This window comes from Rhodohalobacter sp., assembly GCF_034521535.1.
Classification (GTDB): domain Bacteria; phylum Bacteroidota; class Rhodothermia; order Balneolales; family Balneolaceae; genus Rhodohalobacter.
On sequence record NZ_JAXHMF010000002.1, the window covers coordinates 369021 to 385482 of the forward strand.

General features: G+C 41.6%; 17 protein-coding genes. 9 read left to right on the forward strand and 8 right to left on the reverse strand.

The genetic code is table 11. The features are described 5' to 3' along the window. From U5K35_RS03920 to U5K35_RS03930, 3 genes are all read right to left on the reverse strand, one after another. Window positions 1–1128, reverse strand: a complete 1128-nt coding sequence (locus tag U5K35_RS03920) for a DUF3179 domain-containing (seleno)protein (protein WP_322570164.1) — start codon at window positions 1126–1128, stop codon at window positions 1–3. 83 nt (window positions 1129–1211) lie between these two features. Beyond that, on the reverse strand, window positions 1212–1922 hold the full coding sequence (locus U5K35_RS03925; RefSeq protein WP_322570165.1) for a flavodoxin family protein: 711 nt from the start codon (window positions 1920–1922) through the stop codon (window positions 1212–1214). A gap of 97 nt (window positions 1923–2019) precedes the next feature. Further along, entirely contained in the window at window positions 2020–2376 is a 357-nt protein-coding gene (locus U5K35_RS03930; RefSeq protein WP_322570166.1) for a DsrE family protein, read from the reverse strand. A 430-nt stretch (window positions 2377–2806) separates the two neighbouring features. Here U5K35_RS03930 and U5K35_RS03935 point away from each other — a divergent pair, with 430 nt between their 5' ends. Continuing rightward, window positions 2807–3994: a glycosyltransferase gene (locus U5K35_RS03935; protein ID WP_322570167.1), complete on the forward strand. Its 1188-nt coding sequence runs from the start codon at window positions 2807–2809 to the stop codon at window positions 3992–3994. Then, window positions 3987–5501: a lipopolysaccharide biosynthesis protein gene (locus tag U5K35_RS03940; RefSeq protein ID WP_322570168.1), complete on the forward strand. Its 1515-nt coding sequence runs from the start codon at window positions 3987–3989 to the stop codon at window positions 5499–5501. Before U5K35_RS03935 ends, U5K35_RS03940 begins: the two co-directional genes overlap by 8 nt. Window positions 5502–5523: 22 nt before the next feature. Here the strand turns inward: U5K35_RS03940 and U5K35_RS03945 are convergent, their stop codons facing one another. Further along, complete coding sequence (locus U5K35_RS03945) at window positions 5524–6360, reverse strand: class I SAM-dependent methyltransferase (protein ID WP_322570169.1); 837 nt, start codon at window positions 6358–6360, stop codon at window positions 5524–5526. 602 nt (window positions 6361–6962) lie between these two features. Between U5K35_RS03945 and U5K35_RS03950 the strand changes: the two genes are divergently transcribed. Genes U5K35_RS03950 through U5K35_RS03965 form a run of 4 tightly spaced genes read left to right on the forward strand, consistent with a single transcriptional unit; the run spans window position 6963 to window position 10081 of the window. Continuing rightward, window positions 6963–8021 (forward strand): DUF3179 domain-containing protein, encoded by a 1059-nt coding sequence (locus U5K35_RS03950; protein WP_322570170.1) that lies wholly within the window; start codon window positions 6963–6965, stop codon window positions 8019–8021. Window positions 8022–8053: 32 nt separating this feature from the next. Continuing rightward, a complete protein-coding gene (locus U5K35_RS03955; protein ID WP_322570171.1) occupies window positions 8054–8248 on the forward strand; it encodes a GDCCVxC domain-containing (seleno)protein in 195 nt (64 codons plus the stop codon). 34 nt (window positions 8249–8282) lie between these two features. Further along, window positions 8283–9662: an FAD-containing oxidoreductase gene (locus U5K35_RS03960; protein WP_322570172.1), complete on the forward strand. Its 1380-nt coding sequence runs from the start codon at window positions 8283–8285 to the stop codon at window positions 9660–9662. Between the two features lie 20 nt (window positions 9663–9682). Continuing rightward, the gene (locus tag U5K35_RS03965; RefSeq protein WP_322570173.1) at window positions 9683–10081 is read left to right on the forward strand and encodes a hypothetical protein; all 399 of its coding nucleotides are present in this window, start codon (window positions 9683–9685) and stop codon (window positions 10079–10081) included. A 19-nt stretch (window positions 10082–10100) separates the two neighbouring features. On the opposite strand, the gene U5K35_RS03970 is transcribed toward U5K35_RS03965, so the two are convergent. Beyond that, entirely contained in the window at window positions 10101–10862 is a 762-nt protein-coding gene (locus tag U5K35_RS03970) for a YiiX/YebB-like N1pC/P60 family cysteine hydrolase (RefSeq protein ID WP_322570174.1), read from the reverse strand. 150 nt (window positions 10863–11012) lie between these two features. Here U5K35_RS03970 and U5K35_RS03975 point away from each other — a divergent pair, with 150 nt between their 5' ends. Continuing rightward, window positions 11013–11834 carry an SDR family oxidoreductase gene (locus tag U5K35_RS03975; protein WP_322570175.1) on the forward strand — a complete coding sequence of 274 codons (822 nt, stop codon included), beginning with the start codon at window positions 11013–11015 and terminating at the stop codon, window positions 11832–11834. Window positions 11835–11909: 75 nt separating this feature from the next. On the opposite strand, the gene U5K35_RS03980 is transcribed toward U5K35_RS03975, so the two are convergent. From U5K35_RS03980 to U5K35_RS03990, 3 genes are all read right to left on the reverse strand, one after another. Then, window positions 11910–12623 carry a divalent cation transporter gene (locus tag U5K35_RS03980; protein WP_322570176.1) on the reverse strand — a complete coding sequence of 238 codons (714 nt, stop codon included), beginning with the start codon at window positions 12621–12623 and terminating at the stop codon, window positions 11910–11912. 323 nt (window positions 12624–12946) lie between these two features. After that, window positions 12947–13996, reverse strand: coding sequence for a methyltransferase domain-containing protein (locus U5K35_RS03985; protein ID WP_322570177.1), 1050 nt, complete (start codon window positions 13994–13996; stop codon window positions 12947–12949). A gap of 35 nt (window positions 13997–14031) precedes the next feature. Then, window positions 14032–14823 (reverse strand): DUF547 domain-containing protein, encoded by a 792-nt coding sequence (locus U5K35_RS03990; RefSeq protein WP_322570178.1) that lies wholly within the window; start codon window positions 14821–14823, stop codon window positions 14032–14034. 145 nt (window positions 14824–14968) lie between these two features. On the opposite strand from U5K35_RS03990, the gene U5K35_RS03995 reads away from it, so the two are divergent. Both U5K35_RS03995 and U5K35_RS04000 read left to right on the forward strand, forming a co-directional pair. Further along, window positions 14969–15739 carry a DUF3047 domain-containing protein gene (locus U5K35_RS03995; RefSeq protein ID WP_322570179.1) on the forward strand — a complete coding sequence of 257 codons (771 nt, stop codon included), beginning with the start codon at window positions 14969–14971 and terminating at the stop codon, window positions 15737–15739. A gap of 16 nt (window positions 15740–15755) precedes the next feature. After that, the gene (locus tag U5K35_RS04000) at window positions 15756–16454 is read left to right on the forward strand and encodes a TIGR04283 family arsenosugar biosynthesis glycosyltransferase (RefSeq protein ID WP_322570180.1); all 699 of its coding nucleotides are present in this window, start codon (window positions 15756–15758) and stop codon (window positions 16452–16454) included. Window positions 16455–16462 lie beyond the last annotated feature (8 nt).

Here is a 16462-nt window from a genome sequence, read left to right on the forward strand (position 1 = left end):
TTACTCCGTTTCCTGGTTAAAATCATAAATCTCGGGAAGTTCGAACATCTCTTTGAAAGCAAAAAAGAAACCGGAGTAGGATTTAGCCGGACGTAAACGGCGGCCGGTTCCGGGGCCTTCCACAGCTTCCCCGAAAATATTCCACTTTGTGCCCTCCTGGTCAACCATCACAACCGGCAACTGATCCTGAACAGCTTCAAATTCCAGTTCTACACCGTCTGTGAACATTTTGTAAGCGATAGCAAAACTGTGCCCGCTGCTGCCAACAATAATAAACTCTTCTCCCTCAATACTGTCACGCAAAACTTCAATTCCGGAATCAAACTTGCTTACTTCGTAAAGGCGCACGGTTGACTGCTCATCCAGATCCTCATCGATAAATACACCGTGTACTCTTGCTTTGTCGGGCAATCGGTTGTCGGTTTTATGAATGAGAGGGAATACGATGATACCATCTGTCGTGTTGTAATCTCTACCGTATGCGAATGAGTTATAGGCTCTGTCATGTCCGGTAGAAGTATTCATCACTTTAGAGTCGGGATACATATTTTTCCATGTTTCCCATGTAGTATCCAGTACGTTCAGTGGTTTGATACTCGCACCCAAGTGCTCGCCATTAATCGCCCGAAGCCTCATTTGAGACCACAAAGTTTCTGTTCTTCGGTCGTACGCAACCAGATTATTTCTGAAAATCAAACCGGAAGTGCCAAAATCGGGTCCTTGCTGTGGATTCCAGGCGATACCTGTAGCCGTAAGCGGACAATATGTGATGGTAATTTGGGTGTCATCATTTACCACTTCGTGCCAATCCAATATCTGAACCGGGTAGCCCACAACTTCTCCACCTTTCACCATACCAATTATACGCCTTTCATCCGGAATAAAGTCAACGTCGGAGGCAGTGGTAAACTTCGGGTTCTCGATTGGTGGAATTCCATCCTGACCGGGCCCTCCGTCCAACACTTCATGTTCCGGAACCAGCCACTCACTATCTGTGTCAATATCAATTCCACCAAAATTGTCCCCCGAAACCGAATTGTTATCGCAGGCGGAAATGGTAAAAAGAAGAAGCGATATTGAAAAAGCAGCGCTCAAGGCTTTATAAAATAGTGTAGCCGGTGTTTTCATAATGATTAAAATTTGGTTTCAAAGGATCTCAGTGTGGACAAATACATGCTCACAACAACTAGATACTTTACAATGCAGAATTCTTACCTGTACTCAGGGTTTTCAAAATTCCAGCGTGTCCCGTCATCCCACGCTTCACGGGAATTTCCGTAGTTTGAATACCCACCCTGCACTTTCAGCATACTGGCAAGATGAAGCAGATTGTAGGTCATAAACGTCGTATTTCTGTTTGTGAACTGATTATTTTGAGCGTTCGATTCTTTATCCAAATAACTCGGTCCGGGACCGGCCTCACCGATCCACCCGCAGTCAGCCTGTGGCGGAATCGAATACCCTACATGTTGTAGTGAATAAAGCATATTCATCGCACAATGCTTAATGCCGTCCTCATTTCCCGTAATAACACAGCCTCCAACTTTCCCATAGTAAATGTACTGTCCCTTTTCGTTTTGCAGGCCACTCATCGAATAGAGACGTTCAATCAATTTTGTTGCTTCAGAAGACTTTTCGCCAAGCCAGATTGGAGTACCAATCACTAGGATATCTGCAGCATTTACCTTTTCCCAAATCTCCGGCCAATCGTCTTTTTCCACTCCGTACTCTTTCATATCCGGGTATACCCCGGGAGCAATATCATAATCGGCAAAACGAATACATTCCGCCTCCACTCCCTCTTTCTCCATAATTTTCATGGAAACATCAATCAGTCCACGGGTATGACTTTGTCTCGGAGATTTTTTAAGCGTGCAGTTTATAAACAGTGCATTTAAATTCGAAAAGTCGGGTTTTTTCATAGTGTATCTTTGGCTGGAGAATTTCTATTTAAATAAATAAAGTAACCCGGCTACTAACCGGGCTACAATGAGGAGTTATGCGTTTACCGTGTGTCAATCAAAAAGTCACAATCTGATACCCGTCCTGAATAAATGAGCGAAGGCTCGGGTGATCATCGTAGTCATCCAGCAGATCTACGTCTGTCTTATTTACTTCATTGATGACTCCAAATGCCTTGGAGCAGAATTTACAGGCCCCATGAATATTCCCTTTCACAGCCTGGTATAGCGGATGGGCATCATTCTCTTCATCCGCAAGCTTGGGCACCCATGTGGTTCCTGCTCCGTCGAAGACAATTTTCACCTCATCATCATGATCCTGTAGCTCTTTAGCGAATTCCAGTGCATTAACAATTCGCCCAAGCGATTCATGACTTCCGGCTTCTGCCAAAACAACAACTGCTACTTTGTTCATGTTACTATCTGTTTTTATTTAGTATTTACACGTAAACAGACGCGGTCAATTAAATGTTTCTTACGAAAAAAAAATGCAAATACTTTCACCTTCAACTCATATTCGGCAGGTGCTCACTGAGGAAACGCAAAATTCTGTAAACTTTCAGCCCGCCTGTGGAGGTCAATAGGAGATGAAAGATTGTGTATCAAAACCAAGAATTGAAAACTCCGAAACATAGAAAAAAATCTCCCTGCTTTTTCACTGATCCATTCGTTTGGACACAGTATTTTACCTAAAGGGTCTAATCTGTTACCAGGCACGACTTTTAATTGTTGAAAGAAACTATGTTGATTAAATTGGCCGAATGAAGAATGTACTCATGATTGCCCCATATTTTCCTCCGCGGCGCCGAGTTGCATCATTAAGACCTTTCAAATTTGCAATCAGATTGAAAAAATTCGGCTGGAATCCCACTGTGTTAACAATCAAATCGAATGAAGGCCAACTCACGGATAAAGAGCAACAACTGTTAAACGGGATTTCAATAGTAGAAATAACTCCTCCGTTTGATCGCACAACTTCAGCGGCAAAGAAACCATCCGCTGATAAGAAGAAGGCGAACAGAATTTCCGGGTTTATTTCTGATCAAATTGATAAACACATGCCGCTGGATACCTGGATCTTGTTGTTTAGGCTCAGATATTCATCCATTAAAGAGGATGTTGCCAAATGTAAGCCGGATTTGATTTGGAGTACGGGTGATCCCTGGTCGGGCCACTGGTTAGGTTACAAACTGTCAAAAGAATTAAACACTCCGTGGATTGCAGATTTTCGTGATCCCTGGACACTTTCGAATGTTAACCTGCGTCCCAGATCTTTATTTTCGCACCGGGTTGATCGGAAAATTGAAAGAAAATATGTTCAAACCGCTGATCACCTGGTTTTTACATCCCGGCAAACCGAAAAGCTTTACAAAAACCATTACCACTTACAGGATCATAAAACATCGACTATTTACAATGCGTACGATCAACTTTTAAACCAAAAAAGTATGGATTGGGATGTTCAGCTGGATGATGATTATTTTCATGTTCTGTTTTTTGGGAGGTTTAGAAAACTAAGCCCGGTTGATCCCATTGCTTTTGCCGTAAGTTCTATGAAGCATGAAAAAAGGAAACAACTTAAGATTCACTCTTTCGGTGCAATGAGCCGTGAAGATACAGAGTTGATTGAAAAGCTAAATTTAGAAGATCAGTTTATCGTACACGATCCTGTTTTACCATCTCAGACGATGAATGTTTTGGAAAAAGCGGATCTGTTACTGGTAAGTACCGATCATAGACGAAAAAATATTATTCCCGCTAAATTATGGGATTACCTTGCCACCGACCGGCCTGTGTTATCGGTCGCCCCAAACCCTGAAGTTGGTACTATTCTTGAATCGGTTGGGCAGGGAAAGCAGATCAGTCCGGACGATCCAAAAAAAATCGCTTCATTTCTTGAAGAACGGATCTCAGAAAAGGAAGAGGGCAATTCAAATAAGAATAGCCGGAAAAGTTACTCTCATAAATTTACAATAGAAGCTGCAACATCAGCCCTTGCGCAGCGCATGGATCAGGTTTTAAATATTGGGTAAAAAAAACGATAATCTTACCGAAAAAACAGGTGTAGTGGTGTTTTCCCGCATCATCACTACCGTGATTGATCTGGCGATTGTCATTGCCACTTTACAATTGCTGACTAAAACAGATGTTGCCATCCTGATGTATCTGTTGATGATACACGAGATAGCCCGGAATATGGCTACACTCGGTTTCCCTGAGAGTGTGTTTTATTATTTTGAACGGGTTGGCGGCAGTGCAAGGAAAGCGTTTGTGCTGCAAACGGTTTCTATTCTTCTCATAACAGCTTTGATCGCCGGATTAATTATTCTGGCCGTCAGTTATTTTGCGCCCTGGTTATTAAGCGAATGGGAGCCTGCTAGTGCTTTGCAGGTGCAGAACCTTTTGCCTTGGGTGGCTCTTATAGCATTACTGGAAATTCCTACTTGGCCAACCACAAATATTCTGCTTGCCTTGGATCGTCAAAAAGATTCGGCCTGGTACGAAATGTCAACCAGTCTGCTTGTTTTTGTCTGCCTGATTGGACCTCTTGCGCTTGGATACGGTGTCGAAATTGCAATGCTGGGTTTTGTACTCTACGGGATAATCCGTTTTGCGGGATCTTATATCTGGCTTCAACTTGTACTGCCAAAAGGGAAAATTTCAGATTCAGAGATTTCCCTGAAACAGCAGGTCAATTTTTCGGTCCCTTTGGGATTTTCTGCCCTGGTAAATAAAATCAACCGCTATGCAGATAAATTTATCGTTTCCATTCTGCTGTCGGCTTCTGCATATGCGGAGTATACTGTGGGCGCTCAGGAAATGCCCATAATTCGTGTCATTCCATTTGCCGTTGGTTCGGTACTTATCAGCAGGTATGTATCATTTCATTTGGAAGAAAAAAAGGAAGAGCTACTGGAGCTGTGGTATAAGGGGGTAGAAAAAGTGAGCCTGCTAGTTATTCCGCTCACAATTATGTCGATTGTTATAGCTCCCGATCTAATTTCATTAATAGCTGAATCTGATGGAGAGGATTACTCGAATGCAGTGCTGCCTTTCCAAATTTACAACCTCATCGTGCTCATGAGGATTACACACTACGGCAGTATTTTACAAGCCTTTGGAGATACTAAAGGTGTATTTTATCTCAGCTTAAATTTAGTAGTGGCAAATATTGCATTAAGCATTCCATTTACAATCTGGTTTGGCATTACAGGTACCGCAGCAGCAACATTTATCGCCAATATGTATAACTGGTATATTATTTTGAGACGAATTGGAGGCCACATGGATCTTCCTGTTTACAAAGTGCTTCCCTTCCCTTTCTATTTTAAAGTACTGGGAACGTCTGTATTGGTTGCTATTCCAGTCTGGTACTCCAGAAGCTTATTTTTAGATCCTGAAAGCATTGTAGCGGGACTCGTTTTTGGGATCGTAATGTACCTTTTTATTTTTAGTGTGGTAGCCACAATGTTAAGTGTAATTACATCAGATGACTGGAAAAAACTGAGAAACTGGCTTCAGCTAAAATTTCTAAGATAAATTCTGTGCTGTTCGCAACTTCTTAAAATCCTCGCTTTAACAGTGTAATTCCTTTTTCAGTGTGGAATTTCTCAACAGTGAAATCTTCAAACTTCTCTTGCCACAGTTTAATAATCGTTGATTCATCAACTCTGTTCGTATCATGCATTATCACGACCGCATTTTCACTCAAGTATTTATATAGAAGCGGCAGCGCAGGATAACGTGCATTTTTTTGTGTTTTTACCGGTGGCCCATCCACAACAAGCAGATCAATCGGCTGATCAAACTTAATCTTATCAGTAGAATACCATTCCCACTCTATGTTATCGATCGTAACCTTTTCGAGAGGAGCGATTCGGATATCTACCTTATCTGATAATCCATGTAGTTTTATTTCATCCATTGTTTTCGCAGCAAACTGCGGATCGTGGTCAAACGAGATAATCTTTCCATCAATATTGAATTTCTCGAGTGAATATCCGGAAATCAACGTAGTTACACCGCTGCCAATCTCAACAATAGTAGCCGGACGATACTTCTGAATGGATTTTAGCAAAAAAGATGAGAGTTCCGGTGTAGCTGCCCAACCGGTCATTGAAGGAAGCGGGGCGCGGATGGGTAGAAGTTTATAAATTTCATTGAGAACTTGGGTTTTATGCTGCAAATGTTCCCTTTCAGCATCCCATAAACGGTAGATGTGAAATTGTGACAGAATAATAAAAAACAGAGTGACCGTAAGAAGAAATATCGTGAAGGCCATTCCCGAAAAGATCAGTCGGCCAACGGCAACAAGAACAAAGTAGAAAAAAAGCGTTTGAAGGATATAAGGCCAATCAGCGTGTTTAATTTTATTCTGAATAGAAAAAATTTCAGTCATATTATTCGTTTGAATATTAAATTTAGATCTGCTTGATATCAGTAATCAATTAATCGGCAATGTTTACTTTTTCAATAGTTCTACTGTTCGACGCGCATTCAGGCGATTAGGCAAGATTATTTTTTACTCAGCATTATTTTCTCAATTAAATAAGCAGACCTCTTCGGACCTTCATCATTTCGGTTCTAACAAAACAGAATCATTGTACGGTTTTTTAAAAACCATGTCTATGGGAATAAAACCGTTTCAGTAGGTTTTATGCATCTCAAATTTGTGAAGCTCGAATATATAAACAACTCAGCTTTCAAGGTGGTTTTTAGATTAAAGTTTTTCCTGATAGAAACTTTAGCGTCATGACTTAATATGATCAGTGATCACCATTCCGCAATCGGCAAAAAGCTTACACATAATGTAGCAATAACTGAGTGTCCACCCAATTACCGCCTCCATCACTGTAATCTTGTAAGACTTGCTGACATCAAATCATCTCTTTTCTAAGCTCTTGATCAAAACTGACATTTAGCTCTGTAGTCATGAAAACAAGTATTGCGGATTTATTTTCAATTATATGTATCATTTTTTTGATGGTCGGCTTTTTCCTAGTGAATACTGAATCTGCCAATAGCCAAAACTTTGATAACTGGAAAACTGACCTATCCAAGAAAAGTATAGACCTAAAGTCGCTCGTAAGCGGAGGACCACCTAAAGATGGTATTCCCTCCATTAACAAGCCTGAATTTGTACAGTTCGATGACGCCGATAGCTGGATAAATAACGAGGAGCCCGTCATCGCATTTCAATATGAAGGAATCTCCAGAGCCTATCCGTTGCAGATCATGATCTGGCATGAGATAGTCAATGACCGGTTTGATGACACACCGGTTTTGATCACGTTTTGCCCGCTCTGTTACTCCGCTATCGTTTTTGACCGGCGAATAGATGGCGAAGTCCACGAATTTGGAGTCTCCGGATTTCTTCGTCATTCGGATATGATCATGTTTGACCGGAAAACAGAATCGCTATGGCAGCAATTCACCGGAGAAGCTGTAGTTGGAAGTTACACCGGTAAAGAGCTCAAAGTATTACCGAGTCAGATCATCTCCTATGAGCAGTTCAAAGATGCTTATCCCGATGGTGAAATACTTTCCAGAGAAACGGGCCACAGAAGATCCTACGGTCAAAATCCCTACGCCGGCTATGATGACATTAACAACACACCTTTCCTTATGGGAGATATTGAAGATGACCGCTTAAAACCAATGGAGAAAGTGGTTGGTCTACGCATAAACGGCACACAAAAAGCGTATCCCTACGCTGTTACCGAAAAAGAGGGTGCCATTAACGACACCGTTGGCGAAGAACCGGTGGTTATTTTTCATGTAGATGGTGCCCGTTCTGCCCTGGATGCTGCTGAAATATCAAATTCCCGATCAGACGGTTCAACGGGAGCATTTAACAGAGTCATAAACGGGCAGACGCTGGAGTTCAGATATCAATCGGGGGAGATCCGCGACCAGGAAACAGGAAGTACCTGGGATATATCGGGGAAAGCAGTATCAGGAGAATTGGAAGGAGAACAACTCGAACCGCTAATTTTTGGAGACTATTTTGCTTTTGCGTGGATGGTATTCTGGCCGGAAACGCTACTCTTTGATAATTAACGTTAAATATTTACTCATCAGAAAACAACAAGATGAATTTAGAAACTACAATTACCTGTCCGAACTGCGGGTTTACGCAAACTGAAAAAATGCCAAAAGATTCCTGTCAATATTTTTGGGAATGCCCTTCATGCAGCAAAGTAGCCAAACCAAAAAAAGGCGATTGTTGCGTGTACTGCTCTTACGCTGATACCCCCTGTCCACCAATTCAACAATCTCATGCTTAACTATCTCTTATTTAAATAACTCATTCACAGTACTATGTCAGACAATCAAACTTTTGATGCAATTGTAATTGGAACAGGGCAAGCGGGGCCTTCAATGGCATCCCGTTGCGCTAATGAGGGTTTAAAAACAGCTGTCATTGAAAAGGATAAATTTGGAGGAACCTGCGTCAACACCGGCTGCACTCCTACCAAAGCCATGGTTGCGAGTGCCCGTGTAGCTCATGTGGCCCGCCGCGGAAACGATTTTGGGGTAGAAATTGGCGATGATATAAAAGTAAATCTGAAGAAAGTAAAAGCCAGAAAAGATAAGCTCGTAAAAAACTCTACTGAAGGCGTCGAGAACTGGCTAAGAGAAACTAAAAACCTGACCGTTTTTAAGGGACATGCGCGTTTTACCGGCAACCATACGGTTCAGGTTGGTAACCAAACACTTACTGCCGAAAAAATATTCATCAATACCGGGGCCAAGCCTTTTGTCCCTCCGGCCCTTCAGCATGTTAATTATATGACCAACGCTGATATTCTGGAGCTCGAAAAAGTACCCGAACATCTCATCATTGTTGGCGGAAGCTATATTGGACTTGAATTCGGACAAATGTTCAGGCGATTCGGCAGTGAGATTACCATCATAGAACAGGGCGATGAGATCATTGGCCGCGAAGATTCTAATACATCAGAAACGCTTAGAAATATTCTTGAAGAAGAAGGAATCAGATTTCGGCTGCAATCAGAATGTATCAGTGCCACTCAAAAAGGCAGCCAAATTACCGTAAATCTGAAATGTTCGAACGGTACACCCACCATCACCGGAACTCATTTGCTGGTTGCCACCGGGCGTCGTCCAAACACGGATGACCTGGGCTTGGAACATACTGATATTAAACTCAATGACCGGAAATACATTGCTACTGACGATACACTAAAAACATCGGTCGACGGAGTTTGGGCACTTGGCGACGTGAATGGTAAAGGCGCTTTTACGCATACCGCCTACAACGACTTTGAGATCGTAGCTGCTAATCTTTTCGATAATGATTCCCGGAAAGTATCAGACCGTATTTTGAATTACGCATTGTATACCGATCCGTCTCTGAGTCATGTAGGCATGTATGAACAGGAGGCCAGGCAATCCGATAAAAATATATGGATTGGGTACAGGGAAATGTCACGCATTGCGCGTGCCAAAGAACGTGGAGAAACCAAAGGGTTTATCAAGATCCTGGTGGATGCCGACACCAAAAAAATACTGGGAGCTACCATTTTAGGAATAGACGGGGACGAGATAATACATTCAATACTTGATATCATGTATGCCGACCAGCCCTATACCATTATTAGCAGAGCGGTTCATACTCATCCAACCATATCAGAGTTAATTCCCACAATTCTTCAAAATTTAAAGCCGCTTGATTAATCTTTAAACTGCCAAGAACTATGGAAACCTGGTATTTGCCCATCACCATTTTACCCGGCATCGGTTTACTGATATTGAGCACAACCCATTTGATTGTCTCTTTAAATAATGAAATGGAATCTCTATTGGAGGAGGCGGGCTCTAATCAATTCTTGATGCACCAAAAACTATCTCAAATGAAGCTTCTTACCTATAGCATGTCGGGTTTCTACATAAGTACCGCCTTGATGGTTTTTAGCGGATTGGTGTCTTTTTCACAGCAGTTTGAGGTCAATGCTTTTGTAAATTTCAGTTCCTCTATACTGCTTACGGGAGTGGCCTTCATTTTTATATCACTGCTTATTTTGATTTGGTATTCGGTCAGAGCGGTAAAGATCCGCCGATTACATTTCCAACAATGCCTGACGAATCAAAATTAAGTACATAGGTTTTATTGGTTTAATCATCAGCCCAATTGAGCTTATGGTGATCAAAGCCTTTTCGAATGGTTGGTTTGATAATTTTAAAATAGGGAGAGACATCGAAATCACGCGGAGCAAACAAACTGTGATGCCGAATATGAAGGATCTCCTCCTGTGATTTTTTAACCGCTTTGCTGTCTCCTTCACCCACGTCTATAACAGGTAAAATTGGGTATTCTACTAACTGATAAGCCTGTGCAATTAATGAGGAACAAATGGCTTTGGTAGGGTCTCCGCTGCCTAATGCCAGTAGGCGTCTCCGGTGCTTTTGGGGAACCGGTGGGCTTTGAATAAGATAGCGTGCAAGATCAAAGATATTTTTAAGATCATATTTATATCCGATCTTATCTTTCATAAAACGGACAACTTTCTGAATTTCGTCTTCCGAAAGTCCCACGGGTCGACAAATTCTTGTATGCATATGACAATATGTACTTAGGGGAACCGCTTGCACACCCTTCCTGAGATCTGCTTCAATCAATTCAGGTTCACCGGAAAATTCTCTCGATCTTGTTTCTCTTTTCCCAATATAGAGAGCCGCATGCGACCAGGTTGACTGGGTAATATACTTGATTGCCGTACTTACCCTGCTTGAACCGTCTACTAAAAGTACATCTCCTTTTTTAAGTGCGGATTCGAGTTCTTCTCTTGAACATGTTGATACGGATTCCAGGTCTTCGTTACTATGCGATAGATAATGAGCCAGCCGGTATCCGAATTTATTAAGCAGCTTATCCATGATCCTGAGATTAACTAATTACGGTACAAAATTGACGTACTAGATAACCAATGTCTTACAACCATTTGAGCATTAATGACAAATTGTTATTCATATCTGTTAATTAACTTTTCTTGCTCTCATTTTTTTATTTTGGACTATCATAGAAGAATGAACTTTTACAGTTGGAGGCAGATTATGGAGTTTTCGAACAAAAAAATTCTGATTACCGGAGGAAGTGCCGGCATAGGAAAAGCCTTGGTTAGAGAATTTTCTGAAAGAGAAGTCACCGACATTGCCGTAATGGGAAGATCCGGTGAAAAGCTGGATGAACTGGAAAAGGACTTTCCTTCGGTGCATTTCCTGAAAATTCAGGGGGATGTCTCACAACCGGAAGATATAAAGGATGCCGTAAATACAGTTAAGGAGCAATGGAACACATTGGATATACTGATCAATAATGCAGGAGTAGTAAGCGCCGGGCCACTGGAGGAGATCAGTGATGAAGATGTCATCAGTCAGGTCAATATTAATTTGACCGGTTTAATTTTAATGACGAAGTATTTTCTACCTTTGCTCAAACAAAGTAAGAACGGAGCAATCATGAATATTTCCTCCGGGTTAGGCTACATTGCCATGCCGTTTTATAGTGTCTATGCAGCCACCAAAGCAGCCGTAAAACATTTTTCGGAATCTATAAGACGAGAACTCATCCATTATCCAATTCACGTTATGACGGTTTATCCCACTGCCACGGATACCTCTATGATGCAATCTGCCGGAGTTGATCCTGATAATATGGATACGCCGGAAGAGGTTGCAAAAGCTTCCTTAGAAGGACTGATTGATAAGAGAATTGAAGTGATTTTGGGTGGTGAGAAACGAAAGGAAGATATTCAGCTAAATTTTAACGCTCCGCTTAAAATGGATAAAAAAGTGGAAAATGCTTTTAAGTCATTGCAAAAGCGAACTGCCACGCATCGTTCTATGTAATAAGCTAAGTCGATCCATTGCTTCCCAAAAGCCTTATTGATATTTCAAAGCTTTCAAATTTCTACTCCAACACTATTAGCTGAGCAGCTTATGGCCAATCATACCAATGGCAAATCCAATTACGGCTCCAAATGGGGGAATCCAATGCTTCTTCATTGTTGACTGAGGAGCGATATCCTGGAAAATAAGATATAGTATGCCTCCCGAAGCAAAACTCATAATCCCCGCCGTCAATACCTGTTGATCCTGTAGAAAATAATACCCGGTTACAGCAGCCAAAGGACCTAGAAAACTGACCGCAAACAACCCGGTCAATATCTTACTTGGCTTCAGGCCCGACTCCTTCATTTCCCGAAAGGAATTAAATCCTTCAGGCAGATTCTGTGCTGCAATAAACCCACCCAACAAAAATCCCATATCTCTGTTTTGCCCGAAAACGGCTCCCATCGAAATAGCTTCGGGAATAAAATCCAAAAGCATCGCCATAAGCTGAGCTTTATTCCCCGATTTATTAGCAATCAGGGCGTCGACAATGCAAAAAACCAAACCTCCGGCACAAAAAGTTACCGTTAAAGTGAAAATATCTAATATCTCAATTGCTCTCGGCGCAAGAGCAAAAGCCACTGCAGCCAGCAGGATCCCGCCGCCCAATGCTACAATTCCCTTTATGACTTCTTGTTTTGTTTCTGAATCCCCGGCACGTTCAAAATAGGCAATAAGACTTCCCAGAAAAGCAGTAAATCCTGCCAGCCACGAAATACCAATAATCAAGTAGAGAAGTTGATTCATCTGATATTTTTAAATGAAAGATTATTTTTACTGTTAGATATAATGGCATTATGACCTCTAAAATTCCTTTCAAAAAGAAGAGATATCGTCTGTTATCAGCCTCAAAGACTGTAAATTTATTTTTAACGAAAATAGTCTTTGATTATGTGGAATTCCGTGTATATCTCAGAGGTCACAAAAGTATAAACTTATATAAAGCCGGAATTGCCTTCTGACATTACCCATAACCCATTGATGAACAATGGAAATCTATGGCATCTTGGAAGTTTGTAAATGGAGTGTCGCTGAAGAACTGAAATCGAGAATCTTTGTTTTTTACATGATCAACAGCACGCTGTTAGGCTATCGTCACCGGAACTGCTGTTCGAGACTCCACAATCAAATGCTCCATGATGTACCGATTTGTCTCCCGTCACTTTGAAATAATCGTTGAAGCGTGTCTCTTCCAGCATGGCAGCGGTATTACCGCAAACCAGCATAGGTTTCCCGGTTTCAAATATGTGATGATCATCTAATGCAAAACGATGCGGAGCATGTGGAATAGTGCCTTTATATACGGCAACTTGACCGTAATCTTCGCAAATATCCTCCAGGCTATCCAGCTTAAAGGCACGGATGGTCATGGAATAGAAATTGATCATGCCGGCCTTCTCTTCTATTTCAGGATTATCGAGTGAAATTTGAGATTGGCTCACTAACCGATAGTCAGGGCAGCCAAAATCTCTTAATAAGCGCCGAAAATCTTCTATATACATAGCCCCGGATAAACATTCCCCATATAAAACGGGATCATCCTGCAACTCTTCAGGAATCCTTCGATCAGCAAATACATCAGAAAAATATAGTTCTCCTCCCGGTTTAAGCACGCGGAAAATTTCCGAAAATACCTGCTTCTTATCCGGAGAAAGATTGATTACGCAATTCGAGATGACCACATCCACGGAGTTATCTTCAATCCCTGCAGTAGCCAGGTCCTCGATGTAACCGGTTCTGAAAGAGACATTCGGTTCACTAAAACCAAAAGCTGCCATCTGTTTGTTAGTATTTCTTTTAGCGACCTCAAGCTGCTCCTCGGTCATATCAATACCGATCACATATCCATCCGTACCAGCCAGCTTAGCAGCCATAAAAGCATCTCTTCCGGTACCACACCCGAGGTCCAGTATGGTTTTTCCTTCCAAGGCCAGCGGAATGGGTGAACCACATCCGTAAAAGCGTGTCAGAATTTCATCTTCTATCTCTTTGAGGATCTCTTTTTGGTAATTCGGCAAAGACTCTGAATTGCAACAGGCACTGGTTTTCAAATCGTTACTGCCCTGAAGTACTTTCCCATAGTACTCTTTTACTTCATTAAATTTCGTAGTGGTTTCCATAGTCCTGATCAGTATGTTTAATTAATTATTTTTTTTCAGATCTCCTGATAATTCCCCAGTTCCAGTGTCCAATCATACTCTTTGAATGAGATAGATGGGTCGGCATCTTGAGGAATCACCTCATAATCCTTCAGCATCTGAATGGCACCGTCTGTACCTCCGAAATCGGCCCGAAACCAGCTCATAAGACGATTTACTTCCACTTCATTTTTCTCCGGATCATAATCAGTGGTCTGTTCCAGATAATTTTTGGCAGTGATATCAAGTTGTTCTTCTACTCTTTCCGGATCAAAAACGGCTATATAGGGGCAACTTGCCGCACCGCAGTTCAGGGCAAAATGAATACGTGGATCTACTTCATTCCACCAAAATCGCTCCACAAAATCATCCACGAACCATTGATCCAGATAGCCCATAGAAAGCTTAATCTTGGATCGCCTCATAATTCCGTGTTCGATATCATCGAAACTGAGTTCTTTCCCGGCAATGGTTATCTGTGGAGAAGTAAAAAAGTTATACCCGAACCAGCTATTTCGGTCCTTAAACAGCTCCGGATCATCCAGCAGTAAGATCTGCACATATGCATTGTAAATATTCAGCCAAAAAGCTTTTCGTTTACCTTCTGTGTCCAGCTCGGCGTGTAATGCATCTGCTGAAGCATTAGCAAGCCTTTGAGTCACGGGCCCAACATCTTCACCGTCCCGTACCCTCTCGACCAGCTCCATGGATAATTGAGGAAAATTTAATTCGGCAACTGAGTCCTGCACTTGAAAATTTTCGGGCTGATCTGTCCCTCCAATTAGGAACAAACCAAAAATTGCAATCATAATCATAATCAAAAGTATTTGTTAATGTTTAATTGACTATGACAGCGGCGATATTCTTACATGCGGAAGTAAGTTTTTAATCGAGTACTCCATCCATGTCTAAGAACATAGGTTCTATCCTTTAACTCTGTTTAATTTATTTCTCATGACAGCCAAATCCCTTGTACTATTTTTTATCCCATTGTTTTTACTTTTAGGATTAACCCCTCTTACTTCTTTTTCTCAAGAACCTATTCGGTTAAATGCCGACTCCATTAGTCAATTTATTCTTGATCCTGCTGATTTTGATCCGGATGACGAAAATGCCCAAATGCTCCGCCATGAGCCTTTTGGAAGAAAAAAGGAAGCCGTTTATGAACGGGATTTAAAAAGTGACGGATCACCCGTGATCAAAGCAACGAGTACGGAGGCGATCTCCAGCGTAACCACCTCACTTCGCGCCGATCCTTTTGAATTCAGCTATCTGGAATGGGAGTGGAAGATTGAGGAGGTATTGGAATACGGAGACCTCACTCAAAAAGACGGAGATGATTTTGTTGCACGAATCTATGTTACATTTGATTATCCCGTTGGCGATTTACCCTTCGGCCAAAAAATTAAATACAGATTTTTTAAAACCTTTACTTCTTTTGAAATTCCACTGAGATCATTGAATTATGTGTGGGCCAGTAAAGAAGAAGTGGGTACGGTTGCCGAAAGTCCTTTTACAAGCTGGGTGCAATATTTTGTGGTAAACTCCGGAAATGAGAACGCTCAAGAGTGGATTTCCCTGAAACGTAATATTGTAGAAGATTACCGGCAAGCTTTTGGAGAAGAGCCTCGCGAAATAACCGGAATTACCATCATGACCGATTCGGATAATACGGGGGAGTCTACCAAAGCGTGGTTTGGTAAAATCATGCTTTCAAAAGAATAATCTTAATATCTAGCTTATGAACATCAGCATTATAATTCCAACCTATAATGAAGCAGATTATATCCGGGAATTGCTGAATTACCTTCAGGAATTTGCCGATTCATCTGTTGTTGAAATCTTGGTAGTTGATGGACAGAGCAATGATAACACACCTGATAAAGTGCAGGAAGCCGGTTTTAAATGCACTGTTTCTCCCAAAAAAGGCCGGGCAGCTCAGATGAATATTGGGGCCCGGCAAGCCATCGGAGATATTTTCTATTTTGTCCACGCCGATTCCTATCCCCCGAAAAGCTATGCCAAGGATATCGTTCGAAAAGTTAAAAATGGCGCCGAATCCGGATGTTATCGATACAGTTTTAACTCAGATAAATGGCTGCTGAAGGTCAATTCCTGGTTCACCCGTTTTGATCGATTAATGTGTAGGGGTGGAGATCAAACACTCTTCATAAAACGACACGTTTTTGAGGAGCTGGGTGGTTTTAAAAACTATGCCATTATGGAAGATTTTGACTTAATTAAGAAACTCCGTGAACGTGGCACTTTTCATATCATCCCAAAAGAAGCGGTTGTATCTGCGAGAAAATATGAAGAAAACAGCTACCTGAAAGTAAACTTCATCAACCTGATCATCTTTTTGATGTTTTATTTCGGCGCCTCAGAAAGTACAATGCTACACGCTTACAAAAACCTGATAACAGGCACGAAATTTGGGTAGTCCTGTAT

What these genes read in the sequence shown, in the direction of transcription:
- U5K35_RS03920 (WP_322570164.1), bottom strand. Translation starts at nt 1,128, where the DNA reads ATGAAAACACCGGCTACACTATTTTATAAAGCCTTGAGCGCTGCTTTT.
- U5K35_RS03925 (WP_322570165.1), bottom strand. Translation starts at nt 1,922, where the DNA reads ATGAAAAAACCCGACTTTTCGAATTTAAATGCACTGTTTATAAACTGC.
- U5K35_RS03930 (WP_322570166.1), bottom strand. Translation starts at nt 2,376, where the DNA reads ATGAACAAAGTAGCAGTTGTTGTTTTGGCAGAAGCCGGAAGTCATGAA.
- U5K35_RS03945 (WP_322570169.1), bottom strand. Translation starts at nt 6,360, where the DNA reads ATGACTGAAATTTTTTCTATTCAGAATAAAATTAAACACGCTGATTGG.
- U5K35_RS03955 (WP_322570171.1), top strand. Translation starts at nt 8,054, where the DNA reads ATGAATTTAGAAACTACAATTACCTGTCCGAACTGCGGGTTTACGCAA.
- U5K35_RS03960 (WP_322570172.1), top strand. Translation starts at nt 8,283, where the DNA reads ATGTCAGACAATCAAACTTTTGATGCAATTGTAATTGGAACAGGGCAA.
- U5K35_RS03965 (WP_322570173.1), top strand. Translation starts at nt 9,683, where the DNA reads ATGGAAACCTGGTATTTGCCCATCACCATTTTACCCGGCATCGGTTTA.
- U5K35_RS03970 (WP_322570174.1), bottom strand. Translation starts at nt 10,862, where the DNA reads ATGGATAAGCTGCTTAATAAATTCGGATACCGGCTGGCTCATTATCTA.
- U5K35_RS03975 (WP_322570175.1), top strand. Translation starts at nt 11,013, where the DNA reads ATGAACTTTTACAGTTGGAGGCAGATTATGGAGTTTTCGAACAAAAAA.
- U5K35_RS03980 (WP_322570176.1), bottom strand. Translation starts at nt 12,623, where the DNA reads ATGAATCAACTTCTCTACTTGATTATTGGTATTTCGTGGCTGGCAGGA.
- U5K35_RS03985 (WP_322570177.1), bottom strand. Translation starts at nt 13,996, where the DNA reads ATGGAAACCACTACGAAATTTAATGAAGTAAAAGAGTACTATGGGAAA.
- U5K35_RS03990 (WP_322570178.1), bottom strand. Translation starts at nt 14,823, where the DNA reads ATGATTGCAATTTTTGGTTTGTTCCTAATTGGAGGGACAGATCAGCCC.
- U5K35_RS03995 (WP_322570179.1), top strand. Translation starts at nt 14,969, where the DNA reads ATGACAGCCAAATCCCTTGTACTATTTTTTATCCCATTGTTTTTACTT.
- U5K35_RS04000 (WP_322570180.1), top strand. Translation starts at nt 15,756, where the DNA reads ATGAACATCAGCATTATAATTCCAACCTATAATGAAGCAGATTATATC.